Annotated in this window: 20 protein-coding genes; 10 read left to right on the plus strand and 10 right to left on the minus strand. The window is 43.7% G+C overall.

Features of this window, described 5'->3' with window-relative positions; all coding sequences use genetic code 11:
* Nucleotides 1–12 precede the first annotated feature (12 nt).
* Nucleotides 13–393, plus strand: coding sequence for a RidA family protein (locus LKX84_RS12775; RefSeq protein ID WP_228237547.1), 381 nt, complete (start codon nt 13–15; stop codon nt 391–393).
* On the opposite strand, the gene LKX84_RS12780 is transcribed toward LKX84_RS12775, so the two are convergent.
* The 4 genes from LKX84_RS12780 to LKX84_RS12795 form a co-directional block, all read right to left on the minus strand.
* A complete protein-coding gene (locus LKX84_RS12780; RefSeq protein ID WP_228237548.1) occupies nt 386–1,237 on the minus strand; it encodes an N-acetylglucosamine kinase in 852 nt (283 codons plus the stop codon). The two genes, LKX84_RS12775 and LKX84_RS12780, sit on opposite strands and share 8 nt — an antisense overlap.
* Before the next feature lie 75 nt (nt 1,238–1,312).
* Nucleotides 1,313–2,314 carry a type I glyceraldehyde-3-phosphate dehydrogenase gene (gap, locus tag LKX84_RS12785; RefSeq protein ID WP_228237549.1) on the minus strand — a complete coding sequence of 334 codons (1,002 nt, stop codon included), beginning with the start codon at nt 2,312–2,314 and terminating at the stop codon, nt 1,313–1,315.
* Between the two features lie 24 nt (nt 2,315–2,338).
* On the minus strand, nt 2,339–3,325 hold the full coding sequence (pfkA, locus tag LKX84_RS12790) for a 6-phosphofructokinase (protein ID WP_228237550.1): 987 nt from the start codon (nt 3,323–3,325) through the stop codon (nt 2,339–2,341).
* 134 nt (nt 3,326–3,459) lie between these two features.
* Complete coding sequence (locus LKX84_RS12795) at nt 3,460–7,851, minus strand: translocation/assembly module TamB domain-containing protein (protein ID WP_228237600.1); 4,392 nt, start codon at nt 7,849–7,851, stop codon at nt 3,460–3,462.
* A gap of 128 nt (nt 7,852–7,979) precedes the next feature.
* Between LKX84_RS12795 and tsaD the strand changes: the two genes are divergently transcribed.
* The 5 genes from tsaD to LKX84_RS12820 all read left to right on the plus strand — a co-directional run bounded on the left by tsaD (nt 7,980) and on the right by LKX84_RS12820 (nt 12,737).
* A complete protein-coding gene (gene tsaD / locus LKX84_RS12800; RefSeq protein ID WP_228237551.1) occupies nt 7,980–9,008 on the plus strand; it encodes a tRNA (adenosine(37)-N6)-threonylcarbamoyltransferase complex transferase subunit TsaD in 1,029 nt (342 codons plus the stop codon).
* Between the two features lie 19 nt (nt 9,009–9,027).
* Nucleotides 9,028–9,732: a 16S rRNA (uracil(1498)-N(3))-methyltransferase gene (locus LKX84_RS12805; protein ID WP_228237552.1), complete on the plus strand. Its 705-nt coding sequence runs from the start codon at nt 9,028–9,030 to the stop codon at nt 9,730–9,732.
* A 64-nt stretch (nt 9,733–9,796) separates the two neighbouring features.
* Entirely contained in the window at nt 9,797–10,447 is a 651-nt protein-coding gene (locus LKX84_RS12810; protein WP_228237553.1) for a DUF4159 domain-containing protein, read from the plus strand.
* A gap of 3 nt (nt 10,448–10,450) precedes the next feature.
* Entirely contained in the window at nt 10,451–11,551 is a 1,101-nt protein-coding gene (locus tag LKX84_RS12815; RefSeq protein ID WP_228237554.1) for an AI-2E family transporter, read from the plus strand.
* Between the two features lie 7 nt (nt 11,552–11,558).
* Entirely contained in the window at nt 11,559–12,737 is a 1,179-nt protein-coding gene (locus tag LKX84_RS12820) for a class I SAM-dependent methyltransferase (RefSeq protein WP_228237555.1), read from the plus strand.
* On the opposite strand, the gene LKX84_RS12825 is transcribed toward LKX84_RS12820, so the two are convergent.
* The 4 genes from LKX84_RS12825 to LKX84_RS12840 are packed head-to-tail and all read right to left on the minus strand — an operon-like array spanning nt 12,734 to nt 15,642.
* On the minus strand, nt 12,734–13,624 hold the full coding sequence (locus tag LKX84_RS12825) for an alpha/beta hydrolase (protein ID WP_228237556.1): 891 nt from the start codon (nt 13,622–13,624) through the stop codon (nt 12,734–12,736). The genes LKX84_RS12820 and LKX84_RS12825 overlap by 4 nt on opposite strands.
* A gap of 47 nt (nt 13,625–13,671) precedes the next feature.
* Entirely contained in the window at nt 13,672–14,394 is a 723-nt protein-coding gene (locus tag LKX84_RS12830; protein WP_228237557.1) for a M15 family metallopeptidase, read from the minus strand.
* Nucleotides 14,391–15,119: a dienelactone hydrolase family protein gene (locus LKX84_RS12835; protein WP_228237558.1), complete on the minus strand. Its 729-nt coding sequence runs from the start codon at nt 15,117–15,119 to the stop codon at nt 14,391–14,393. Before LKX84_RS12835 ends, LKX84_RS12830 begins: the two co-directional genes overlap by 4 nt.
* 1 nt (nt 15,120) lies before the next feature.
* On the minus strand, nt 15,121–15,642 hold the full coding sequence (locus LKX84_RS12840; protein WP_228237559.1) for a 5' nucleotidase, NT5C type: 522 nt from the start codon (nt 15,640–15,642) through the stop codon (nt 15,121–15,123).
* A gap of 228 nt (nt 15,643–15,870) precedes the next feature.
* On the opposite strand from LKX84_RS12840, the gene LKX84_RS12845 reads away from it, so the two are divergent.
* From LKX84_RS12845 to LKX84_RS12860, 4 genes are read left to right on the plus strand one after another with little or no spacing between them, the layout of a single operon-like run.
* Entirely contained in the window at nt 15,871–16,749 is an 879-nt protein-coding gene (locus LKX84_RS12845) for an aminotransferase class IV (RefSeq protein WP_228237560.1), read from the plus strand.
* Nucleotides 16,750–16,759: 10 nt separating this feature from the next.
* Nucleotides 16,760–18,343, plus strand: coding sequence for an N-acyl-D-amino-acid deacylase family protein (locus LKX84_RS12850; RefSeq protein WP_228237561.1), 1,584 nt, complete (start codon nt 16,760–16,762; stop codon nt 18,341–18,343).
* A 9-nt stretch (nt 18,344–18,352) separates the two neighbouring features.
* Entirely contained in the window at nt 18,353–19,654 is a 1,302-nt protein-coding gene (locus LKX84_RS12855; protein WP_228237562.1) for a M20/M25/M40 family metallo-hydrolase, read from the plus strand.
* Nucleotides 19,655–19,658: 4 nt separating this feature from the next.
* A complete protein-coding gene (locus LKX84_RS12860) occupies nt 19,659–21,287 on the plus strand; it encodes a serine hydrolase domain-containing protein (RefSeq protein WP_228237563.1) in 1,629 nt (542 codons plus the stop codon).
* An 85-nt stretch (nt 21,288–21,372) separates the two neighbouring features.
* Here the strand turns inward: LKX84_RS12860 and LKX84_RS12865 are convergent, their stop codons facing one another.
* Complete coding sequence (locus LKX84_RS12865; protein ID WP_228237564.1) at nt 21,373–22,812, minus strand: efflux transporter outer membrane subunit; 1,440 nt, start codon at nt 22,810–22,812, stop codon at nt 21,373–21,375.
* An 8-nt stretch (nt 22,813–22,820) separates the two neighbouring features.
* The gene (locus tag LKX84_RS12870) at nt 22,821–25,976 is read right to left on the minus strand and encodes an efflux RND transporter permease subunit (RefSeq protein WP_228237565.1); all 3,156 of its coding nucleotides are present in this window, start codon (nt 25,974–25,976) and stop codon (nt 22,821–22,823) included.
* Between the last annotated feature and the right edge of the window lie 61 nt (nt 25,977–26,037).

The raw sequence follows: 26,037 nt of genomic DNA on the forward strand, positions 1-26,037 counted from the left end.
AAACCGATCACCATGAAAAAAATCATCAATACTAGCAAAGCACCAGCTCCCATAGGGCCTTATAACCAAGCAACCTTGATCAAGGACACCCTTTACATTTCCGGGCAAATTCCAATCGATCCAGCTACAGGGAAACTTGTGGAAGGAGATATCAAAAAGGAAACCAAGCAATCCATGGAAAATCTTAAGGCCATTTTGGAAGAAGCAGGGATGACTTTTGAGCATGTGGTGAAATCTACCATCTTCATAAAAGATATGCACCAGTTTGCCCAAATCAATGAGGTGTATGGCACCTACTTTGATGCAGATACTGCTCCTGCAAGGGAAACTGTAGAAGTTGCCAATCTCCCCAAATTTGTAAATGTGGAGATTTCTATGATTGCCGTTAAATAGTCTCTTTATGGAACTCCACTAGACCTTCAATGGGTCTTCTGCGGATGACTCCCAAAATCAGATCATTGCGTTCCAAGCAGGCTTTGAGTTCGTCCTGTAGAAAATGGGCGATGCTGCCAACAAAGCTAACAGGAACCTTGGTAGCCAATTCAAACTGCATGATGTAGTTGTTCACGAACTGCTGCAATCCCTTCTCTATCACACCTTTACAATAAGGATGTTCTTTGTTTTCAATGATGAAACGGGCAAATGTTGCCAAATAGGTATTCGGGTTGGGCTGTTTGTACAAGTGCTCCTTGATCACATCGGCATCCAAATCATATTCCTTGGCAAACTTGATACCCAGATCCTGTGGCATTTTGTGGAAGTAATAATCCCTGAGCAATTTACGTCCGAAGAAATTTCCGCTACCGTCATCCATCAAAATGTATCCCAGAGAGGTTACTTTTTGAATAAGTTGGTGACCATCGTAATAGCTACAATTGGAACCCGTTCCCAAAATGCAGACAATACCTTGTCTACCAATTTTGGTGGTGGCATAGATGGCTGCATAGGTATCTTCCCTAACTTCGGTTTTGGCATTGGGGAAGAAATCCTTGAAAATGGCTTTTAAGAAATTTTTCATTCTATCGGTACCACAACCGGCACCATAGAAAAACAATTGACGTACTTCTGTCCTATTCTTGGAAAGTTCAAAATTGTTGGCCAAACGATCTTCAATAACCTCACGGGTCAACACTTCAGGACTCAAACCTAAGGTTTGGGTCAAGAACAATTGCTCTCCTTTATCGTCAAGGGCTATCCAGTCGGATTTAGTGGCACCACTATCCACGATTAAAATCATACGTCAAATATTTTAGGTTGATAATTTTGGGAAGGGAGATTTTCCCTTCCCAAAACTACACTGTAAGATACTAAATTATAGGCTAGCTGCGTGCAAGGCCAATTCCACCAATTTGTTGGAATATCCGGTTTCGTTGTCGTACCAAGAAACCACTTTGAAGAACGTAGAGTTCAACTCGATACCTGCATCGGCATCAAAAATGGAAGTTCTTACGTCACCAACAAAATCTTGGGATACCACCAATTCATCAGTATAACCCAAAACACCTGCCAATTCGCCTTCAGAGGCTTTTTTCATGGCTTGCTTGATGCCTTCATAAGAAGTTTCCTTTTTCAATTTCACGGTAAGATCTACTACAGAGACATCGGCAGTAGGTACCCTGAAGGCCATACCTGTAAGTTTTCCTTCCAAAGCAGGAATAACCTTGGTTACTGCTTTGGCTGCACCGGTAGCGGCAGGGATAATGTTCAAGAGGGCACTTCTACCTCCCCTAAAATCCTTTCTTGAAGGTCCATCCACGGTCAACTGGGTAGCAGTAGTAGCGTGTACAGTGGTCATCAAAGCTTCTTCAATTCCAAAGGCATCGTTAAGTACTTTGGCGATGGGAGCCAAGCAGTTGGTTGTACAGGAAGCGTTGGAAATAATGGTGTCCGTTGGCTTCACTTCTTTGTGGTTTACGCCCATAACGAACATAGGCGCATCTTTGGAAGGAGCAGAGATCACTACTTTTTTGGCACCACCATCAATGTGGTATTGGGCCATTTCCAAAGTGGTGAAGATACCGGTACACTCGGCAACGATCTCAGCACCAACTTCGTCCCATTTTAAAACTTTAGGGTCACGCTCGGCAGTAATCCTGATAGTTTTTCCATTAACAACCAAGTGGCCGTCCTTCACTTCCACGGTACCATTGAACAAACCATGTACCGAATCGTACTTCAACAAGTAGGCAAGATGGTCTACATCCAACAAATCGTTGATGGCCACAACATCTACGTCACCTCTTTTAACGGTTGCCCTAAAGACCAACCTTCCAATTCTACCGAATCCGTTGATTCCTATTTTCAAATTTGACATTTTTACTCTTTTAAAGTGTTTACATTAAGTTGTCATTATATCGGAAACTCTGATGAGTTCTTCGTCTATTTCTGTATGTGCTTTGATAGCATCTGCCAAGGGGGTCAGTACCATTTTGGTGTCGCGGATACCCACCATTAGGTTAGATTTGCCCTCTAGCAAGCTCTCTACGGCCTTCACTCCCATTCTACTGGCCAAAACCCGGTCAAAACAGGTTGGGTTACCACCTCGTTGCATGTGCCCCAAAACGGAAACCCGCACATCGTATATAGGTAGGTGTTCTTCCACATATTCCTTCAATTGGAATACGTTCTTCCCGATCTTATCACCTTCGGCAACAATTACGATACTGGATGATTTACCGGAAGCCTTACTACGTTTAAGGGATTCCAGCAATCTTTCCAATCCAAGGTTCTGTTCGGGAATCAAAATTTCCTCCGCACCAGCTCCTACACCGGCGTTCAATGCAATATGGCCCACATCACGGCCCATTACTTCCACAAAGAACAAACGGTTATGGGAACTTGCCGTATCCCTGATCTTATCGATTACCTCAACAACGGTGTTGATGGCCGTATCAAATCCAATGGTGTAGGATGATCCTAAAATATCATTGTCGATGGTACCTGGAATTCCGATCACCGGAAAATCAAATTCCTCCGTGAACTTGAGGGCACCTGTGAAACTTCCGTTTCCACCGATGACCACAAAGGCATCTATACCTTCTTTCATCAACTGTTCATGGGCCTTTTTTCTTCCCTCTGGAGTCCTAAATTCCTCGCAGCGGGCAGATTTCAAAATAGTCCCTCCCTTATTGATGATGTTGTTTACACTACGTGCATCCATGGGTTTGAAATCCCCTTCGATCATTCCTTGATATCCTCTATAGATGCCTACACACTCCTTTCCCAAATACGCACAGGTACGAACCACTGAACGTATGGCCGCATTCATCCCCGGTGAGTCTCCACCTGATGTGAAGACGGCAATTTTCTTAATTTCTGAAGCCATTAAAAATTTTAAGAGGTCAAAACTAGGAAACTTTATTGAAAATATGAATGGCTTAATAATTTATTTAATTTGGAGAGATTCCTCAAACGTTTTCGTAAAATTTTAGGTGAAAAACGTTTAAAAATATAAATTCCCTAAGGCCTATTCGGAATATTATCAGCCTTTTGCGAAAAACGAATCAGGCTGTCCTGTCCCATGACCTCTGTAGTAGGTCTTTGAGGCCCTGCCTGTTGTACCTTTTCCTTCTTTTGAAATATCTTTTGCATCAACTCCTTAAAGTTATCAAAATCCACTTGGTAGGAAAGTCCAACACCTTGGGTATACCCTTGTCGTTCAAACATAAACTGCTGAATTTGGTTTTCCCTATTAAAAATCTTCGCGCTCAACGTTCCTTGATCATTCAATAATACCTGAACTTCCACATCACCGGCCACAACGGTCTCGGAAACACCACCAACAGGCACACCCACTCTTCCGTTTACTAATATTCTGTCGGAAATCTGGGTGGAAACTGTCACCCCGATTCTATTTTCGGTACGGGTATCTGCATTTGGATCTAAAAGCCCCTGCTCGTAAGATACTCCAAGATTGAATTTATCATTATTACTTCCCAAAATGGAGTTGAGCAAACCAGAGGCGGTCTGTATCAAATTTCCTGTAACCGCTTGTTGGTTGATTCCTGTTTGGGCATTTACAAAAGTTCCCTGAGCCAAAAGGAAAAAGGCATTACGTTCCTTTACAGTGGGATCCTGTAATCTATATTGAAGTTCCGATTGCACAACCGAATTGGTTCCTGGGAAATCGATATCAAAATTAACGTTGGGCCTTTCCAGTTCGCCGTCCAACCGAACAACGACCTCTGTAGCAATCCTTCCCGTATACCCGGCATTGTCCAACAACGGGGCCGGATTGGCATTGAGGGCATATACCGCTTCCAGATTCAACTGGGCGGCCAAAGGATCCCGCTCCCAAAGAATGGTACCTCCCGGACGAACCTTGAATTTCTTATCGATGATACCACCGTATTTAAAATTGTATTCGCCTGTTACCGCAACGAATTCTCCATACATGTTGAATTTACCGTTGGTATTGATCTCGATCAACAAGATTCCTTCCCCAGTACCTTTTAACGAACTTCCCGAAGCCCGGTCCACTACAATTTCAACTTCCGCTTCAGGCGTGATGGTAAGGTCAAATTTCATTTCCAAACCTTGGTATTCTTCCAAAACCCGTTCTTCCTCAAAAGAATTGTTGCCCTTTTTATTGATGAAATTGATAAAGGAATAGTCGCCAACACTTGTAACATCGCTTAACGGTATTTTAAGGGATGTTCCTTTTGCAGTGTTAGCATCCACAGAAATGGTCAAGGCATCCGTGGGGCCGTAAATACTACCTGTACCATTGATAAAACCTGTACCATAATAAAGGGATTCCTCATCAAACTCAGTATTAAGGATCATAAAGCGGTCATAGTTCGTATCCACATCCAAACCAAGGTACCAATTGGAAAATTCGGTATGGCTAATGGTTCCATCCAATGTTGCTTTGGTTCCTTCCACCACATCGGACAAACCCACTTTTTCAAAATAAAATGTCTGGTCAAATAGTCGAACCCTGGAAAGCGGGGCAAAATTATAATCCACATTCAGGTAAGGTATGCCCATACCGGCATCGTTCAAGGTCAGTTCCCCATTAATGGACGGGTTGGTTGCGACGCCCGTTATTTGGGCACTGCCGTTTACCTTTCCACGGATGTTGGAAATGACCCCATCTCCCAACGGACTGAAAGGTTCCAATGCAAAGTCGGTGAAATTGGCCGTTAGGTTCAACTCCTGTTTGTTGTTATAATTGGTCACCTTTCCGTTAAGGCTCAATTTCTCCTTACCATTATCATTCAACCAAGTGCTTACCCCAAATTCCGTAAGGTCATTGTTCCCGAAAATTCCAATTTCAAGGTCGCCTAAATGAATGTCGTTGACACTAAAATCATCAATTTTTAAGCTGGAAGTGGGCAGGTACTTTCCATCTTTTTGCAAAATGTTGAGAAAGCCGTCCACAGCACCATTCAATTTAAGACTATCAATGGCCGGGGTAATTTTGTTCAGCGACACCAATTTAAATTGAAGATCCAAATCCTTGTACGTGGAATCAGCAATCTCACCACGCAAACGGATCTGTTCGTCATTGTTGTTGTCCATTACCAAATCCTCAATTTTGATACTGTCCAGGGCACTATTGAAAATCACTTTGTTCTTGCTGTTGCCGTCGCGGTTCAACACCCAAGTATTCCCCTTAAAACTAACGTCGGATTTTTTAAGTCCGATCACCGATTTGTTGTTCTCGTTAAATGTGTGGTAGAAATTCAGGTTGTAGCTGTCGTTATATTGACTGCCCCCTTTAAATTCTGTTCTAAAGAACAGCGTATCCTTAAGGGTGGTGTTGATCAAACTGAAATCCTTGATGTCATAGTACGATGTGGAAAGGTCTTCTACCGAAACGAAGGTGTTGAACAGTGGATTCTTGTTGTCGATTTTTACTTCGATATTGTCAAAAGTATTGCCATAAGCCGCAATACTGGGCGATTTGAAGGTAAGTTTGAAATCACCTTCATCTGCTACAATGCTTCCCCTAATAAACGTATTGGCATCAAAAAATACTTCGGGGAAAAACACGTCCACGATCTTGTTGTAGATCTTAAAATTGAAATCCAAATACTGTCCATCCGAAATTTCAAAAGGTTTGTAGTTGGTATAAATACTACCGATGGAGTTTTGAACCAATCTCCCCAACTCATTTACCTTAAACTGGCCGCGCATGTACCCGGTAATAATGTCCGGGGAATTGATTTCGATGGTACGGATGGTATCTTTTTCATAAGAGGAGTTCACCGTAAAATCCTCAAAGAAATAGGTGTCGTTGGCATTTTGATAGGTAGTGTTCGTGAAATTCATCTGCCCGACCATGTCATCCAGGTTATTCCCTTCAATGTCCATGTTGATATGCCCTTTGAAGATGCTGATGCTGTCATCAATAAAGTTGAGCTTCTTCAAATCGGCATAATCCACCGCGGCAATAAAGTTGAATTTGTTCTCACGACCACCAAAATCGGCAAGACCCTTAAAGTCGAACCTGAAATTATCGTCATTGCACAACAGGATACCGTCAAACAATTGGTCCTTCAAAATACCGGATACATTGATCTTATTGTACTCGTAATTGTTGTATTCCAACTTATAGATTTCCCCTCGGACCTCGGTGTTCAGACTTTCGGCCACAAACCCTTTTCCTTCCACGTTCATATCCAAAGAGGTGAAGCCCAATTGATCATTGTTGATAAAATGTCCAAGATCGAAATCCATCAACGAAATAAACCCAATATAGGAAGCATCGTCGATGGTCTGGATATTGGTCATCTGGAGATCCACATAACTGTCCCCAACGGCGGTATTCAAATTCACGGTGGCATCAATGGAGGTTTCCGTGACTTCCACATCTCCCCTCACCGTAAATTGCCCCAGCTTCTGTACGGATTCAGGAATGTTCTCCCCAAGAATTTTAGGCAAGATTCCCCGAAGTTGGTAATAACTAGAGGTAAGATTGTCGATATCGCCACGCAACACGAACGGGGCTTGTTCACTGAACATATTATCGAACTCAAAATCACCACGGATGCCCGTGTTGTCCGTAAATAGAAAGAGGTCTTTCACTTTGAGCTGATTGAGAACCCCACTAAAGCTTCCTGTAAAATTGACCACTTTGTCCTGACCAAATTCATTGTAGAACGTGTTCACTTCATTCAGGGAAACCGTTGATTCGGTAAAATCGGCATTCAATTGAACACGGTCAATGAACTGGGCAAAATCTTCACGATCATAGGTGAATACTAAATTTCCCTTGAGTTCCGATTGTTCGGTATCGATAAGCAGGGAATCGAACCGCATTTCTTCTTTGGTGTACTTGAAATCGGCTGCCATTTTTTTCAACAGGATTCCCCTTCGGGCCAGCATGGACAGATCTTCAATTCGGGTGGTTACCTCCGGACCTAAAATCTGAAAATCCGTTGCGGTAATTTTCACATCATTGAAATCCAAGGTTTTTGGTTGTTCCAAATTGTCGTCGATCAAACGGAATTTGCCATCAACGATCTGTATCTCATCAGAAGAAAGAAAAAATGGAGGTGTACCCGGGTCCCTTGGTTTCCCATCATCCAGTTTGTCCACAAAAACATCCAGGTTGGTATCCGTTTCGCCTTCGTAAGTCCTAAGGTTGAAGATGAGTCCGTCCACCTCAATATCCCCAAATTCCATTTTGTTGTTGGCCATGTTACGCAAGTTCAAAATGGAGGTGGTCAACTTGTCTATATAGAAGAGGGTGTCTTTTTTATAATCTTCTACATAAATACCCTTAACGCCCGTATTCAAGTTAAAAAGGGAAAGACTTACACGGTCAATCTGGATATTGGTCCCAAACTCTTCGTTGATGGAATCCATGGCATATTTGGCCAATTTCGTTTGCACCACCGGCATGGAAAGTACCAGCGAGCCCAACACCATGAACAGCAAAATAGCCAGTAGGATGCGCAACAGTATTTTACGAAGTTTTTTGATAGGGCTTTATGTTTTACCTTTGATGACCAATTTTTGTTCCAAAACCAGTGACCGATACAAAAAAATATATTCTTGCGATAGAATCATCCTGCGATGACACTTCGGCTGCCGTTCTTTGCCATACAAATGTACTGAGCAATGTAGTGGCAACGCAAGAAATCCACAAGCAATATGGAGGTGTTGTCCCAGAGTTGGCTTCTAGGGCTCATCAACAAAACATAGTTCCCGTGGTGCACCAGGCCTTGGCCAAAGCAAATATCGACAAAAAAGAACTATCCGCCATAGCATTTACACGAGGTCCAGGATTGATGGGTTCCTTGCTCGTTGGCACCTCATTTGCCAAGTCTTTGGCCTTGGGACTTGATATTCCCTTGATCGAGGTCAACCACATGGAAGCCCACATTTTGGCCCATTTTATTGAGGATGAGGAGCGATCCAAACCCACCTTCCCGTTTTTGGCCATGACCATTAGTGGGGGGCATACCCAGATTGTAAAAGTGACGGACCATTTTACTATGGAAGTCTTGGGTGAAACGTTGGATGATGCCGTAGGCGAGGCTTTTGACAAAAGTGCCAAGTTGATGGGACTGCCCTATCCCGGTGGTCCTTTGGTTGACAAATATGCCAAATTGGGAAACCCCAGTGCCTACGATTTTCCCAAACCGAAGGTGGACGGACTCAATTTCAGCTTTAGTGGGCTTAAGACCAGCATTCTTTACTTTTTGCAGCGAGAAACCCAGAAGGACCCGAAATTTGTGGAAGAAAACATCAACGATATCTGTGCCTCGGTACAACATACCATTTTAGAAATTTTGATGGAAAAACTGCAACTGGCCGTGAACCAAACCGGAATCACCCAAGTTGCCATTGGTGGTGGTGTTGCCGCCAACTCAGGGATTAGGGCCAGATTGAAGGAGGCCGAGGAAACCATGGGCTGGAAAACCTTTATTCCAAAATTTGAGTATTGTACCGATAATGCCGCCATGATCGGAATTGTTGGCTATCTTAAGTTCGAAAAAGGAAAGTTTACCGACCAAAGCGTGGCCGCCAAAGCCCGCTATGCCATCGGAAGCTAACCGAACAAAACCACAAACCATGCAACTTTTCTATCATCCTACTTTGGACAGCAGTATCAAGCAGTTTGTTTTTCCGCCGGAAGAAAGCAAACATATTGCCAGGGTATTACGCAAATCCGAAGGGGACATTGTGCATATCACCAATGGAAAAGGGTATCTCTTTGAAGCTGAAATATTGGTGCCGGATCAAAAAAGATGTAAGGTCAACATCATTTCGGAACGCAAGTCCATTCCAAAAAGATACATCCTTCACATGGCGGTGGCCCCAACCAAAATGAACGACCGTTTTGAATGGTTCCTGGAAAAAGCCACTGAAATTGGAGTTGATGAAATCACACCCATCATTTGTGACCATTCCGAAAGGCAAACGGTTAAAATGGAGCGGATGGAACGGGTATTGCAATCTGCCATGAAACAATCTTTGCAAACCGTGTTGCCCAAACTCAACGAAGCCATCTCCTTCAAGGAATTTATGGCAGTTGAAAATACAGGTCTCAAATTTATCGCACATTGCGACGAAGGCGAGAAAATGGAACTCAAACGCAGGGTAATCGCCGATAGGGATACCACGATCATGATCGGCCCCGAAGGTGATTTTTCCAAAGACGAAATTGATGCAGCCAAGGCCAAGGGGTTTATTCCCATTTCACTGGGCAACAATCGGCTCAGAACAGAGACCGCTGCTATTGTGGCCTGTACCACTGTCAATGTGATCAACAGTTGATTTGATCCACAGCAATTCACTTTTGAACGGAATAGACTACATTTGAAAGGCAATGCATTTTCACATGAGGCAAAACCTATTCTTCATCCTTACTTTCTTTTCCACTTTGATGTTTAAAGTGGAAGCACAGGAAATTGCCGTTTTAAAGTATGGCGGTGGCGGGGATTGGTATTCCAACCCAACGGCCCTTCCCAATCTTATCCAGTTTTGCAATGCCAACATCGGCACCAGAATTACGTCCCAGCCCGAAACCGTAGAACCCGGGAGCGTTTCCCTTTTCAAGTATCCATTTGTGCATATGACTGGCCATGGCAATGTCTTTTTTACTGATGAAGAAGCTGAAAACCTTAGAACGTATCTGCTTTCCGGGGGTTTTCTTCACATCGATGACAACTATGGCATGGCACCTTACCTTAAAAGGGAATTGGAAAAAGTGTTTCCAGATAAACAGTTGGAAGAATTAGGAGCAGACCACCCCATTTTTACCCAAAAATTTACATTTTCTGAAGGGTTGCCCAAGATTCATGAGCATGATGGAAAAAGACCCCAAGCCTTGGGTGTTTTTGATAAAGGTCGTTTGGTGCTTCTTTTTACCTTTGAATGTGATCTTGGTGATGGCTGGGAAGACCCTGCCGTTCACAACGACCCTGAAGATGTTAGGCAAAGAGCCCTTCAAATGGGAGCCAATATAGTGGAATACGCCTTTAAAAGCTGATACATGAATTCAAAGACCATTGCCAACGGAATCATTCGTGCCGTAGCCATCTTGGCCGCAGTTGTTTTGACCGCATATTTCTTTTATAAGATACAATCGGTATTGGCATATTTGGCCATTGCTGCCGTAATTGCGCTATTGGGAAGGCCCATTGTGCTTTTCCTAAGAAGACGGTTGAAATTTCCCAATACCTTGGCCGTAGTGGTTACCATGATTTTTATGCTTGCCATTTTCTTGGGGATTCTTTCCCTTTTTATTCCGCTTATTTCGGAACAGAGCAAAAACCTATCGTTGTTGGACATTGATGAGTTGAAATCGAACCTGAATACGCTTTACCTGCAAGGATTGGAATATTTTGGGGCTTCCAAGGGGAGTGTTGATAACCTTATCGAGGATGCCCACGTTGAGGAGAACGTGCTCAAAGGACTTGATCTAGGTTTCATTCCCAATTTCTTGAACTCTTTGGTCAACGCTTTGAGCAGTTTTAGCATTGGGTTGTTTTCCGTTTTGTTCATTTCCTTTTTCTTTTTGAAGGATAGCAATTTGTTCCAAAACGGAATGTTGACTTTTGTACCGGATGATAAGGAAAGTAAACTGGTAAAATCCATAGACAAGATCAACGGTTTGCTCTCCCGATATTTTGCAGGCATCCTACTGCAACTTTTTATTTTGTTTGTTATTTATACCATAGCACTCCTCATTGTGGGAGTAGAAAATGCCATCGTGATCGCCTTCCTTTGTGCCTTGTTCAACATCATTCCTTACGTGGGTCCGATCATTGGTGGAGTGATCATGATCACCCTTACCATGACCGGTTCCTTGGGCGAGGATTTCAGTACTGTAATTTTACCAAAAGCCTTTTATGTTTTGATCGGTTTGACCATAGGTCAGCTGGTCGATAATTTCTTTTCCCAGCCCTTTATTTTTTCTACCAGTGTTAAATCCCATCCGCTGGAAATCTTCTTGGTCATCATCATTGCCGGACTCCTTTTTGGGGTGGTTGGAATGGTAGTTGCCGTGCCGGGATATACCGCAATAAAGGTAATTTTGAAGGAATTTTTAGCTGAAAACCCCTTCGTGAAGAAATTGACCAAAAACTTATAGCATCAGTTTGAATAAATTGATATTACATACTGGTGTACAGCATTTTATACTTGAAAATCAGGATACTGACATTATGTCGGTTTTGTTGAAAAACCAGCAATTTGAAGGTATTTCCCAGAAAGAACTAGCAGAACAACTGGAGTCCCGAAAAAAATGTCAGGAGAAGCTCCCCACCTGGTTCCAATCCAAAGGTATTTACTACCCCAATAAACTGAATATTGAACAGACCAGTTCCGAGGTTACGGCATTGTACAAATCAAGTTTGGTATACGGAAAAACGCTGTTAGACCTTACAGGTGGATTAGGGGTTGACTCCTATTTTTTTTCAAAGAAAATAGAGCAGGTTACCCATTGCGAAATCAATCAAGATCTCAGTGAAATTGCCCGCCATGATTTTAAAATTTTAGGTCAGGAGAACATCGAATGTGTGTCTGAAGATGGTGTCACATTTTTACAAAAAACGGGACAACATTTTGATTGGATCTATGTGGACCCATCAAGACGAAACGATAAAACAGGAAAGGTATTTTTATTGAAAGATTGCTTTCCCGATCTTACGCTTCATCTCGATATCATATTGCAAAAAACATCAAATGTCCTCATTAAAACATCTCCGCTGTTGGATATCAAACAGGGTATTTCGGAACTCAAATTTGTAAAGGAAGTACATGTATTGGCCACCCAAAATGAGGTGAAAGAACTTTTGTTCGTCATTGAAAAAGGATATGAAGGTGACATTAGAATCAAGACGGCAAATATTCTCCAAGGCCAAAAAGATGAGTTCCATTTCAATCTATTGGAAGAAGAAAATGCGCCTTTGGAATTGGGCGAGCCGTCAACTTACCTGTACGAACCCAATGCGGCCATTTTAAAATCAGGAGGGTTTAAGATTATTGGAAATGTTTTTCAACTTCAAAAGTTACATCCTCATTCCCATTTATATACTTCGGCCAAACTAATGGACTTCCCAGGAAGACGGTTCAAAATTAATGACACGTTTCCTTACTCTAAAAAAACATTGAAATCCTTCAATGCATCAAAGGCTAATATTACCACTAGAAACTTTCCTATTGCGGTTGCAGAACTTAGGAAGAAACACAAAATTTCCGATGGTGGGAATCATTACCTCTTTTTCACCAAAAACATGGAGGGGGATTTGATGGTATTGGCTTGCGAAAAAGCTTAATCCAGATGCTCCACCCAATCAAAAAACACATTGATCCAACCACGTAGCACCGAATCATGCAATGCCAAGGAAAAACCGTGCCCACCATGGGGGTACACATGCAAAGCCGAAGGAATTCCATATTCCTGAAGTGCCCTAAAAAATAGGATGCTATTCTCTACGGGGACTGCTCCATCATCGGCCGCATGGATCAAAAACGTGGGAGGCGTGTCTTTATTCACATGCTTTTCATTGGATAAGTAATCGATTTGTGCCTGGGTAGGGTTTTCTCCCACCAAAGATTTCCTTGAGCCAGTATGTGTGCTCACCTCACCAAGCGTTATCACAGGATAGACCAAAGCCAAAAAATCGGGGCGGGCACTTAAATCATCTGCTTCATCTTGACGGGGATACACCTTTTCATTATAGTGTGTGCCCAAAGTGGATGCCAAATGGCCTCCAGCGGAAAATCCCATCACACCAATTTTATTGGGAGCAATGCCCCAATCTTCTGCATTTTTTCTGACCATACGGATGGCACGCTGGGCATCTTGCAAGGGAACCACATTTTTGTCTTTGGTGATGGAATTGGACCATGGCAAGCGATATTTCACCACTATACCAGCTATTCCTTTGGCATTTAAAGCCTTGGCTATATCCGTTCCTTCCCAATCATATGCCAATCCGCTATATCCACCTCCAGGAAAAATAACCACCGCCTGACCGGTAGCAATGCGTTTATTTGGGAGATAAACTTCGATAGTCGGCACTTGCACGTCGGTGATCCAAATGATTCCGTCATTATTGAAGGCCGACACTTCCTTTTCATCCGTTTCCTTTTGATTGGGGATTTCTTTGGGCCATAGGGGCATAATGGCCTGTTGGGCAGAAATTTGCGTTGCAACCATCACTATTAAAATTGGAAAAACCTTGAAAAACTTCATCTTTAGTTTGTTTATTGATCCGTACAATCCCATTTGAAATTCGCGACCTTGTCATTGGATCCCGCGGAAAGGTTATAGTGCCACCACTCCGTCCTAATGGACCAGAACCCGTGGGCTTCCATGGTTTCCTTCAACAGTTTTCGATTGTCCAAAATTTCCTTGGGAAGATCGAAATTATCATGATAGGCACGCTTCGCAAAAAAATCAAAGTCGGTTCCCATATCCAGTTCCTTTCCATCCAAATCCACCAAGGTAATATCGACTGCACCGCCTTTGTTATGGATGGATCCTTTTACGGGATCGGCAACATATTGGGGATTGGGGACAATTTTCCACATTTTATATTGAACCGAGTTGGGTCGGTAGCAATCATAAAACTTGATCTTGGCCCCATGTTTCAAGAATTCCTTATTGGCCTCGATCAAGGCCTTTGCGGTTTTTACCCGAGTATAGCATTCGGCGCAATCGTACACCTTGGCCTTTAGAAAATTATTCTCTGTGGCGTACCGAAGATCATAGGCGAAATCGTCACTAAAATCAGCCAAACGCACAAAAGTGGTGTCGGCCAAACCATCAAAAGTCTTAAATGTTTTTTGCTGAATTACTGGAACCGAATCAACAACTATCTCCTGCTCCATTTCAATATTGGAATCTTGTTTCTCAGGAGTTTTTTCTCGACATGAAACTGCCAAGCACACACCTACAACCAAGGGCAAATATCTTAAATATGTCATTTCAATCTTTTTTGTTTGGCCATCCAAGTGTACAGGGAATCGGTGGTATAGGCCCTATCCCAAGCATTGTGCCCCACTCCTTTGTATCTAGTATATTGGACTTGGTAACCCATTTCTTTCAATTTTTTCACCATCTGATCCGATTCTTCCACATTGATAACCTCATCTTGGTCACCATGAAAAACCCAAATGGGCAAATCCTTATCTATCCAATGGGCATAGGGTAAAGGTGCCATACCACATACTACAGCGAGCGCGGCAAACTTTTCAGGATATTGGGTGGCGAGTTCCCATGCGGCACTGCCTCCCCTGCTCAAACCAGTCAGGTAAATTCTTTTTTTATCCACGCGGTTGTTGTCCGTTACCGAATCCAACAATTGCATCACAGCTTGGGTATTCCACCATTTTTTTTCATGAGGATTTTGGGGAGCCAATATCAAAAATGGAAATTGTTTTCCTTCCACCAAGAGTCTGGGCGGTCCGGTCTCCTTTATTTCCTTTACATCTCGACCTGATTCACCTCCGCCATGTAAAAACAACAACAATCCAAAGTTTTCAGTAGGGGACGAAAAATAATTTTCAGGATAATACAGGTAATATTTTAGGTCTTCTTTGGTAACAGTTTCCAATTCGTCCTGAATCAAATGGGATTGAGCGGAACATGCCTGAAGTAAAAAAACTGCGCTTAAAAGAATAACACTCTTTATATAAATCTTTATCGGCATCCTACAAAAGTTTATCCGCAATTTCTTTCCAGGTGTCCGCTCTTTCAAAATCGGTGGTATTGGTATTATGGGGAGACGTGAACAAAATGGACCTGCCTTCAAAATTTATCAAGTTTTTGCTACGGTCATCAATGAGGATATCTCCCTTCAAAATAAATTTGTCTCCACATAAGATACGCTTTTGCCAAGGAATGAAGGGAAAAAATTCATCCAGCCAATCCGATTTCTCACGCAAGGACTGCGGAAATTCCATGGCTGCGGAGGCAATATAAACATCGTGTTTTAGACTTAGTTCGCGCAGCACTTCCTGGCTATCAGGAATAATTCGTAAGTCCTTGAAGAATCCATCCCGTTGCGTGTGCTGTTTTATGGAAAGCTGGTGTTGTTCCGGAACACATTGCCAGGCTTCCTTACCATAACAATCGGCAATTTGAAGATTGGCATTGAATTCTTGATTATAGATTTCGATATGGGCCATATAGGCATCGGCGATGACCTCATCCATATCCACAAAAATGGTCATGTAATTTGTTTTGTGTGAAGTACGCTAAAACTTGGGGAAATTTCAAAAAAGTATCCTGAGAATTTGAACAAGGAAAATGAATAATCTATTTGTTTTGATAAAAAGAGTGCTCATTTTTACCACATTCCCAAAACTTAAAATTACCACCCATTTAACGACTTTGCAGTGTTTTAATTTAATGAAATAACCGTTACCTTCACAGCTTATGACCAAAACCAACCCACGAACATGCTGCCCAAAGGTAATTTTCCTGCAAAGGTTTTTTTGAACGGTGAAATTGTAACCAGTGAAAACGCCACCATTTCGGTTTTCGATCGTGGATTCCTTTTTGGGGATGGCATTTATGAGGTAATGGTGCAACTCGAAAACGGCATTTTCTACAAAAAGGCCCATCTGGACCGACTACAGGAAAATCTCGTAAAAATTGGTATCGAGTATCAGGTGTCTGACCTGGAAAAAGAAATCGAACCTTTATTGATCGCTTCCGGACTTGTGGACCAGCCCAGTCTTATCTACATGCAGGTTACCCGCGGTGTGGCACCCAGAAAGCATAGTTACCCAAAGGGTACCCCCGCCACGGTGATGATATACGCCATACCCTTTCAAATGCCTTACATCAACCAAAAAAACATGCACGCCATTCTACAAACCGATTTTAGATGGCACCGCTGCGATATCAAATCCATTTCCCTATTGGGCAACATCATGACCAATGAGGCCGCCATGCTGGCCGGAACGGATGAGGCGGCTTTAGTTCGTGATGGCGTCATTACCGAGGGATCACACACCAACATCTTTTTTGTCAAAGATGACACGGTGATCACCCATCCTGCCAACGAGCATATTTTGGATGGCATTACCCGAAAAATAATTGTCAAGCTTTGTCAAGAACTGAATATCCCACTGGTGGAAAGAGGGATTTCCGTGGAAGAAATACCCACGATGGACGAAGCCTTTTTTACAGGCACTTCCACCCAGATAGCATCCATTGCCCAATTGGGTGAGCATACCTATCATGAACCCGAAAACTTTGGCCCCATAACCCGAAAACTGCAGGAAGTCCTTGCTGCCCTTAAAGAAATTGACACTTCTGAAGTGACCTTATAAAAATGTAATTATGATCTATAAAACACCACCTTTAGTTAGCTCGATGATGCTTTTGGTATCCGTGTTAATCCTTTCTTCCTGTAGCGAAAAATACGACCTGCTTATTCTGAACGGAACCGTTTATGACGGTAAGGGAGGAGAACCCGTGGTGACCGATATTGCCATCAAGGATTCCATGATCGTGGCCATGGGAGATTTGGACAATGCCAAGGCAGACAGAATCATTAATGCAGAAGGTTTGGCCGTTTCCCCTGGATTCATTGATATGCATGCCCATTTGGAACCAATTATGGAATTGAATTCCTGCGAAAGTCATGTCCGTCAAGGAGTGACCACCGCACTGGGCGGTCCTGATGGTAGCTCGCCCTACCCTATGAAAGCCTTTATGGACAGTCTTCAACAAAAGGGTATCGGCATGAACGCCGCTTTTTTAGTGGGCCACAACACGGTACGAAGGAATATCATGGGATTGGAAAACAGAGCACCCACTCCCGAGGAACTCAAAGCTATGGAAGCGGAAGTAGACAGTGCCATGAAAGATGGGGCCTATGGTATTTCCACTGGATTGAAATATTTGCCCGGGGCCTTTTCCAAAGTGGATGAAGTCATCGACCTTTCCAAGGTAGCTTCCAAATACGGGGGTATCTATACTTCCCATTTACGGGAGGAAGGATTGGGCCTTTTTGATGCTGTGCAAGAAGCCATCCAAATATCAAAAGATGCAAACATTCCCGTAATCCTTACCCACCATAAAGCCATTGGAAAACCCATGTGGGGCAAGAGCACCCGCACTTTGGCCATGGTAGATTCCGCACGAGCAAAGGGATTGGACATAAAAATGGATCAATACCCTTATGCTGCCAGTTATACCAGTATCTCAGTGCTCATCCCAAGTTGGGCAAGGGCTGGTGGACAGGAAGATTTCAAGTCTCGGGTGGAAGACCCTGTACTTCGTGACAGTATTAAAAATGGGATTGTCTTTAATATTTTGAACGACCGGGGCGGTTCGGATCTGGACCGAATCCAATTCGCGAAAGTGGAATGGGCCCCAGAACTGGAAGGAAAAACATTAAAGTATTGGTGCGAACAGCACAATTTGGAGCCCTCGGTGGAAAATGGGGCAGACTTGGTCATCAAGGCCCAATTGAACGGTGGGGCATCCTGTGTATACCATGCCATGGCCGAAGAAGATGTGGAACGCATTATGAAACATCCCATGACCATGATCGGTTCAGACGGGCGTTTGGTAGAACCCGGTATGGGTCACCCGCACCCACGTTGGTATGGCACCTTCCCAAGGGTTTTGGGGCTTTATGTAAGGGAAAAACACACTTTAGAACTTTCCGAAGCCATAAGAAAAATGACCTATCTACCTGCCCAAAGCCTGAATCTCACGGACCGTGGACTTATTAAAGAAGGGATGAAGGCAGACATCACCATATTCAATCCGGAAACAGTCATTGACAAGGCCACTTTTGAAAAACCTCATCAATACTCCGAAGGCATCGAATATGTTTTGGTGAATGGAGGGCTGGCCGTGGATGAAGGTGAGTTCAAGGATATCAAATCAGGAAAAGTATTACGTAAACAATAGCACCTCAACATGATGAAAAAAACTACAATAGCATTTGTTCTTGCCCTCGGATTGGCAACTTGCATTCTGAAAGCACAAGAAACTCCAACCATTGAAAAGCAGTATACCAAGGAAATTGAAAAATTGACCAAAGCCAAAAAGGTTAAGGCTGCCTTCGAAATTATCAAGGGTCAAATGGACAAAACTACTGCCGACCTCATTACCCTTACGGAAGTGTTGGCTCCTCCTTTCATGGAAGATGAAAAAGGAAAGGTATTCGCCAAAATGTTGGAAGAAGCTGGCATTGACAGTATCTGGACCGATAAAGTCGGAAATGTCATTGGCCTCAGAAAAGGAACCTCAGGCGAATCAGGATATGTAGGCGTGGATGCGCATTTGGATGTAGTTTTTCCAGAAGGAACCGATGTGACCGTTCAAAAAGTAGGCGATACACTCAAAGCTCCTGGAATCGGGGACGACACCAGAGCTATGGCCATGCTCATCAGTATGTTGAAGGCCATGAACAAGGCCGATATCAAAACCGGAAAAGATGTGCTGATCGTGGGGTCCGTAGGCGAAGAAGGCTTGGGTGACCTTCGTGGCATGAAATACATTTTTAATGAATCTGGCCTCGACATTGATTCGTGGATTGCCATTGATGGTGGAAGCATGGGCAGAATCAGCAATGCTGGATTGGGCTCCAAACGCTACAAATTAGAAATCAAGGGAAAAGGAGGCCACTCCTGGGGGGCCTTCGGTTTGGCCAATCCACATCATGCTTTAGGTAAGGCCATCGATATTTTTTCCGAAGCAGCTTGGGCCTATACTTCTGGGGATATTCCCAAGACAAGTTTTAATGTAGGTCGAATTGGAGGTGGTACTTCTGTCAATTCCATTCCTTTTGAATCTTGGGCGGAAATAGATATGCGGGCCATCGACCCCAAAAATTTGGACGAGATCGAATCCATCTTGCTAAATTCGGTAGAAAAGGCTATCACTGCATACAACGCAAGCGGTGTGAAAGGGGAAGTTACCTATGAAATGACCAAAATTGGTGATAGACCTTCCGGGGAACTTCCAGCTTCGCTCCCATTGGTACAGCGCACCATGGCAGCCACCCAATACTTTGGTGTTGCCCCAAGTTTGGGTCGTGGTTCCACTAACATCAACATACCTGTTTCCAAAGGAATTCCATCTGTTTGTATCGGTCGTGGAGGTCAAGGAGGTGGAGCCCATTCCTTGCATGAATGGTACTTGAACGATGAGCCTGGTGATGAATCCATTCAATTGGCTTTATTGGTCACTTTGGCCCAAGCAGGATTGGAAAAATAAAAAGATGCTCAACAAAAAACTGATAATAGCCAGTACCTTACTGTTGATTCTTTGCTCCGTTTCCTTTGGTCAACTGGAAAAGGAAAAAGAAGTGCAAATCGACAGTTTGTTCCAATCTTGGAACAATCCTAATAATCCTGGAGGTGTCGTTTCCATTATGCAAGGAGATGATGTTGTGTATTCCAAGGCATTCGGTCTAGCTAGTTTGGAATACGGGGTGCTGAATGAAACGGGGACCCAATTCAACGTGGCCTCGGTATCCAAGCAATTCAGCGCATTGGGTATTGTGTATTTACAAGAACAAGGCAAACTTTCAGTGGATGATACCATTGATAAATATATTGATGGTCTAGCTCCCTTTGGCAGTAAAATTACCATTCGGCAGATGTTGCACCATACCAGTGGACTCAGGAGTCTCCATGCCTTGTTTGCCTTGGCCGGATGGCGTAATGACGATTCACGCACCAATGCCGACCTAGATCGGATCATGCAACTGCAAACGGAACTCAATTTTGAACCGGGGTCGGAATATTTATACTGCAACACGGGTTATATGTTCTTGGCCAACATTATTGAAAAAGTCACCGGAAAATCCTTTGTGGATTTTATGAAGGAAGACATTTTCATTCCTTTGGGCATGCACAAAACCTATGTGGAAGACCGCTATGACCGGATTATTCCGAACAATGCTACCTCCTACTACACCCAACGCAATGGGTTTATCCGCGCAGTGGAATATTGGGGATATGTAGGGTCAGGAAATATGCATACTACCACGGACGATTTGTTGATTTACCTGAAAAATTATTATGATCCCAAACCCGGATGGGAGAACATATTCCAAACCATGCAGACCTTGGATCCCTTGAATGATGGGAGTTATCTGGAATATGCCTTCGGTGTGAATGTGGACAAACTATACGGCAAAAAACGGATAACCCATGGCGGTTCCATTGGTGGTTTCCGTTCCAATGTAGCGGTATTCCCAGAGGAAAAAACAAGTATTGCCATCATCACCAATTTTTCGTCCTCCGGACCTGGGGGTAAATCCAATGACATTGCCGGAATCCTTTTCGGGAAACCCGCACCATATAAAAAACTAAAAGTGGCCAAAATTTCAAAATCGACCATGGAATCCTATGTGGGTGATTATTGGGACGATGACACTTATGAAGAACAACAGGTCACTATAAATGGCGATACGTTGCTTTTGGGCCGCAGAACCGCTTTTCTTCCAGTTGCCGAAGGAAAATTTGAAGCCTTGGACTCTCAAAATGGCACCAAATTGGAGTTTCATGAAAATGAATTTGATTTCATCCCAGGCTCCAACCGATCACTTCATTTTAAAAAATTCAAGGAAGAACCCCTAACTGATGCCGATGCGGAAGAATATGTAGGTGCTTATTACAGTCCCGAGATCCATACCTCTTATTCCATCTTTTATAGGGAAGGTAGGTTGTATGCTTTTCATATACGATTTGGTGAATTGACCCTTACGCAAAAATTCAAGGATTTATTACAAGGTGAATATCCATTGAGCACATTAAAATTCAAGCGTGAAAATGGAAAGATTACCGGAGTTTGGATTTCCGATGGCAGGGTACGGAACCTATGGTTTGAAAAAACGGAATAACACAATTTGGTCTTTATGACCTTATAAAAAGGAACCCCTGCATGCAGCAGGGGTTCTTTTCTTTTTCAATCAGCAATTTTCATCCTCAATTTTCCAATCGCCCAAAATCAAGAGCCATGGATCGTATCAAATTGACACGTTCGGTAAGTTCCTGTCCAAAAAGTTGGACACTAAGGCGTTCCGCTTCAAGGACCTGACGCTCGGCATCCACCACATCGATATAGTTTACCAATCCCTTTCTATATCGTTCATTGGTCAATAGGGCAGCGTCCCTTGCTGCCACCACGAACTCCTGTTGCGCCAACAACTGTTCCCGTATCCAATGCAAATTGGAGAATGCATTTTCCACTTGCTTGTAGGATTGAAGCAAGTTTTGCTCATAATTCCTATGCTCTTCCTCCAATTCACTCTTTCTCAACTTAATTTCAGCGCGCTTCTTACCTCCTTCAAATACTGGAAGAGAAGCCGTAACACCTGCAAACCAAGTCCTGCTGTCCCGCTCAATGAGATTGTCCGAAGCCCCGGAAAGATAACCGTAGGCTCCACTCAATTGGAATGAGGGCAACAATTGTTTCTTTTGATTGACCAGCATTTTTTCCGCTGACTCTATCATCAATTTTGAAGCCCGCAAATCCGGTCTCGTAACAACCAACGAATCTTTTCTGAGAAATTCGACATTGGGTGGAAGATATTGGATGTTGGCATGGGGCACCCCAAACGTACTGGCATCCTCCCCGACCAACGTGGCCAATATAAGTTCTATTTCGGACCTTAATCTTTGGGTGTTTTTCAGTTGTACCTGTACCGAAGCCAATTCCGTTTTTGCCCTAAGCTCATCAATCTGGCTTACCAGACCTGCATTGTACCGAGTGGAGGCTATCTCCAAATTATCGAGTCTTGTTTTTTCCGTATGCTTCAACAAGTCGATTTCGGCATCCAAACGGACCATCAAAAAATAATTACTGGCCACTTCGGTGGTCACTTCCAATACGATCTGTTTGCGGTTTTCTTCAGTGGCTTTGTAGACCAGATTATTGGCCTCCAAATTGTTGAAGTTTTTCCCAAAAACATCAAGCTCGTAGGAAGCCGTGACCGGAGCTTGGTAGGTACTCAAAGTTGCCGGTCCCAGTTGCCCCCCAAAAGGGTTGGGTCGGTTGGCCGAAAACTCCTGCCTCGTGAACGATGGTTCCATCCTAATGGTCGGGAACATGGTAGACATGGCGATATGTTTGTTGGCCTTGGCCTGGTTTAGTTTGGCCAACGCGATTTTTAGATCAAGGTTCTGCTCGAGGGCCTTGCTTTCCAAAGTATCCAGAGCTGGATAGCCAAAAGATTTCCACCACTGTTTATCCTGTGTGATGGGCCATACATTTTGACTTATGGTATCATTTCCGATATACAGTACCACAGTCTCTTTGGATGTATCCCGCCATCTCCATTTGGAAGCATCCATCTCCTGCCCATAGGCGGAGAGCATCCCAAAAAGGATCAAAACGGATTTTATTATTGTTCTTGAATATTTCATTCCTGTAATTAGTTTAATTCGATTGCCTTTGTTTTTCTTTTCCCAATATTTCTACAGAGCACATAAAAAACCGGTGTGAACAGTAAACCGAAGAAGGTTACCCCCAACATTCCACTGAACACTGCCGTTCCCAAGGAACGTCTCATTTCTGCCCCTGCCCCGGATGCCAATACCAAGGGAACAACACCTAAAATGAAGGCAAATGCCGTCATCAATATGGGGCGAAGTCTCAATCGGGCCGCTTCCATGGCTGCTTTTTCCAAGGGATATCCCTGATCTTCCAATTGCTTGGCAAACTCCACGATTAGGATGGCATTTTTACTAGCCAATCCCACAAGGACCACCAATCCAATCTGGGTAAGAATGTTATTGTCCATTCCCACCAATCCAATGCCCGTCATGGATGAAAGCAAACACATAGGTACGATCAAGATTACGGCCAAGGGAAGCACCCAACTTTCATACTGCGCTGCCAACAAGAGGAACACAAACAAAACTGCCAACCCAAAGGCAATGCCTGCGGTATTTCCGGATTCTTTTTGTTGATAAGCCAGTTCAGTCCATTCATAATCAATTCCCTCGGGCAAGATTTGGTCTGCCAAACGTTCCATGGCCTCAAGGGCCTCCCCTGAACTATAGCCGGGGTTAACGTTGCCCGAAAGTGCTAATGCCGGGTAAAGATTGTATCTGGGAACCCGTGCAGGTCCTGAGATATCCCTTAACTGGCCTACAGCACTCAAGGGTACCATTTCACCATTCCTGTTCCGTACCCTAATCCGGGTAAGGTCTTGGGGGGTATATCGATATTCCCCATCTGCCTGTGCCGTTACCCTGAACGTTTTCCCTTGCATGTTAAAGTCATTCACGAAGGCAGATCCCATGTATACCTCCATGGCACTTGAAATTTCTTCGATAGGCACTCCCATGGTCTGGGCCTTTTCTTTGTCCAAATCAAAGAACAATTGTGGTGAACTTGAGTTGAAGAAAGTGAACACACTATTGAGCGCTGGGTCTTGGTTGGCTGCCCCCATGAGCTGATATCCAGCCTGCAACAACTGCTCCGTACCCAATCCCCCACGATCTTGGATCATCATTTTGAATCCACCTGCATTTCCAATTCCGCGAACAGGTGGAGGGGCCACTACCACAGTGAAAGCATCGTCAAAAGGAGCCAATTTTTTGGTCAACTCTTGCTGCAACCCCTTAAAGGTGACACCTTTTTTCTTTCTCACATCAAAATCTTCCAAAGCCGTGAAAATGGCCCCAGCATTGGAGGAGTTTGTAAAAGTGGCTGCGTCAAAGCCAGTAAAGGCCACGGCATTTTTTACTCCGTCAATGGTCAAAACACTGTCAATGGCCTTTTGCATCACCTTATCGGTCCGTTCCAAGGAAGAACCGGGAGGCAATTGGATAATGTTGATGAAATAGCCCTGATCCTGTTCTGGAATAAATCCTGTGGGTACCCTACTAAAGGCAAAAACGGTAAGCACGATAAGTCCCACATAGGATAGCAAGACCCATTTACGCTTCGCGATAAACTTTTGGGTAATATTCCCATACTTCAGTGATACCCAATCCATGACTTTATTAAAGCCAGAAAAGAACTTGGGAATAAAACCGAACCTTGCTGTCGCCACTTTTTCATGGTCTTCCTCCTTATGTTTTTTCATGACGATGGCCGCCATTGCAGGACTTAGGGTAAGTGAAACAAATACCGAAATCATAGTAGCCACGGCCACGGTAACACCAAATTGACTGTAGAACGCTCCACTGATTCCTTTTAAGAATATGGTTGGCAAGAACACGGCAACCAATACCAATCCCATGGCCACCAAAGCTCCTCCTACTTCATCCATAGTCTTTCTTGCCGCTTTTTTAACGCCCATACCATCCCGAAGGTTCCGCTCCATGTTTTCCACGACCACAATGGCATCATCCACCACAATACCAATGGCCAGTACCAGACCGAAAAGAGTCAAGTTGTTCAGGGAATATCCCAATCCCTGCATTACCGCAAAAGTTCCGATAAGAGATACGGGTATCGCCAAAATAGGTATGATGGCGGCCCTCCACGTCTGGAGAAACAAAATGATCACCAACACTACAAGGATGATGGCTTCATAGATAGTTCCCCCTACCTCGTCAATAGATTGTGCAATGAATTCCGTTGGGTTGTAGGCAACCCTATATTCCACACCTTTTGGAAAGTCTTTGGAAACTTCCTTCATGGTATTTAAAATGGCATCCGCGGTTTCCAATGCATTGGTTCCCGGTCTTTGAAACACGGGAAGCGCCACGGCGGGGCACTTATCCAGATATCCTTTGGTGGCATAACTTGCCGAACCCAATTCCACCCGACCAATGTCCTTAACCCTTACCAACTGGCCTCTATCGCCGTTTCTAACAATAATGTCCTCAAATTCCTCTTTGGTATTGAGCCTACCTTGGGTCTGTATGTTTACCTCAAAGGCATTTTGATCCATTAAGGGTTGCTGGTTCAAGGTACCACCGGCCACCTGAACGTTCTGTGCCCTCAAGGCACTGAGCACCTCGTTGGGCGTCATGTCCATACTGGCCATTTTATCTGGGTTGAGCCAAATTCTCATGGAATATTGGTCCCCACCGAACATCCTTACATTTCCTACCCCGTCAATCCTTGAAATCTTGTCAATGATCTGGAAATTGGCATAATTGGCCAAATAGGTTTGGTCATACGTATTGTCAGGAGAAATCATATGGATCACCAACATAAGGTCCGGAGAACTCTTTTGTGTGGTGATACCGAGTCGTCTTACCTGTTCAGGCAATCTGGGCTCAGCAATGGCCACCCTGTTCTGCACAAGTACCTGTGCCTGGTCCACATCAACCCCTTGTTTGAAAGAGATGGTGAGGTTCAGCAACCCATCGTTGGTGGCTTGGGACAACATATAGATCATGCCTTCCACCCCGTTGATTTCCTGCTCCAATGGCGTGGCGACGGTCTTGGAAATGGTTTCCGCGCTCGCCCCTGGATACGCAGCGGTCACTACCACCGTCGGGGGAGCCACTTCCGGATATTGTGACACCGGAAGCGAGAAATAAGCCAGTCCCCCAAGAATCATCAAAATGATGGAAATCACAATGGAAAGGATTGGCCTTTTTATAAAATTATGCGTGAATTTCATATTGAAATATTGGTTTTTTGATTTACTATGTATTTGTTGTTCCTTTTGAATTTTGAAAAGA

Origin of the sequence: Allomuricauda sp. M10 (assembly GCF_020782875.1) — a bacterium.
Classification (GTDB): Bacteria; Bacteroidota; Bacteroidia; order Flavobacteriales; family Flavobacteriaceae; genus Flagellimonas.

What these genes read in the sequence shown, in the direction of transcription:
- LKX84_RS12775 (WP_228237547.1), top strand. Translation starts at nt 13, where the DNA reads ATGAAAAAAATCATCAATACTAGCAAAGCACCAGCTCCCATAGGGCCT.
- LKX84_RS12780 (WP_228237548.1), bottom strand. Translation starts at nt 1,237, where the DNA reads ATGATTTTAATCGTGGATAGTGGTGCCACTAAATCCGACTGGATAGCC.
- gap (WP_228237549.1), bottom strand. Translation starts at nt 2,314, where the DNA reads ATGTCAAATTTGAAAATAGGAATCAACGGATTCGGTAGAATTGGAAGG.
- pfkA (WP_228237550.1), bottom strand. Translation starts at nt 3,325, where the DNA reads ATGGCTTCAGAAATTAAGAAAATTGCCGTCTTCACATCAGGTGGAGAC.
- LKX84_RS12795 (WP_228237600.1), bottom strand. Translation starts at nt 7,851, where the DNA reads ATGCCGGTGGTGCAAACGAAATTGGCCAAATATGCCATGGATTCCATC.
- LKX84_RS12805 (WP_228237552.1), top strand. Translation starts at nt 9,028, where the DNA reads ATGCAACTTTTCTATCATCCTACTTTGGACAGCAGTATCAAGCAGTTT.
- LKX84_RS12810 (WP_228237553.1), top strand. Translation starts at nt 9,797, where the DNA reads ATGAGGCAAAACCTATTCTTCATCCTTACTTTCTTTTCCACTTTGATG.
- LKX84_RS12815 (WP_228237554.1), top strand. Translation starts at nt 10,451, where the DNA reads ATGAATTCAAAGACCATTGCCAACGGAATCATTCGTGCCGTAGCCATC.
- LKX84_RS12825 (WP_228237556.1), bottom strand. Translation starts at nt 13,624, where the DNA reads ATGGTTGCAACGCAAATTTCTGCCCAACAGGCCATTATGCCCCTATGG.
- LKX84_RS12830 (WP_228237557.1), bottom strand. Translation starts at nt 14,394, where the DNA reads ATGACATATTTAAGATATTTGCCCTTGGTTGTAGGTGTGTGCTTGGCA.
- LKX84_RS12835 (WP_228237558.1), bottom strand. Translation starts at nt 15,119, where the DNA reads ATGCCGATAAAGATTTATATAAAGAGTGTTATTCTTTTAAGCGCAGTT.
- LKX84_RS12840 (WP_228237559.1), bottom strand. Translation starts at nt 15,642, where the DNA reads ATGACCATTTTTGTGGATATGGATGAGGTCATCGCCGATGCCTATATG.
- LKX84_RS12845 (WP_228237560.1), top strand. Translation starts at nt 15,871, where the DNA reads ATGCTGCCCAAAGGTAATTTTCCTGCAAAGGTTTTTTTGAACGGTGAA.
- LKX84_RS12850 (WP_228237561.1), top strand. Translation starts at nt 16,760, where the DNA reads ATGATCTATAAAACACCACCTTTAGTTAGCTCGATGATGCTTTTGGTA.
- LKX84_RS12855 (WP_228237562.1), top strand. Translation starts at nt 18,353, where the DNA reads ATGATGAAAAAAACTACAATAGCATTTGTTCTTGCCCTCGGATTGGCA.
- LKX84_RS12860 (WP_228237563.1), top strand. Translation starts at nt 19,659, where the DNA reads ATGCTCAACAAAAAACTGATAATAGCCAGTACCTTACTGTTGATTCTT.
- LKX84_RS12865 (WP_228237564.1), bottom strand. Translation starts at nt 22,812, where the DNA reads ATGAAATATTCAAGAACAATAATAAAATCCGTTTTGATCCTTTTTGGG.
- LKX84_RS12870 (WP_228237565.1), bottom strand. Translation starts at nt 25,976, where the DNA reads ATGAAATTCACGCATAATTTTATAAAAAGGCCAATCCTTTCCATTGTG.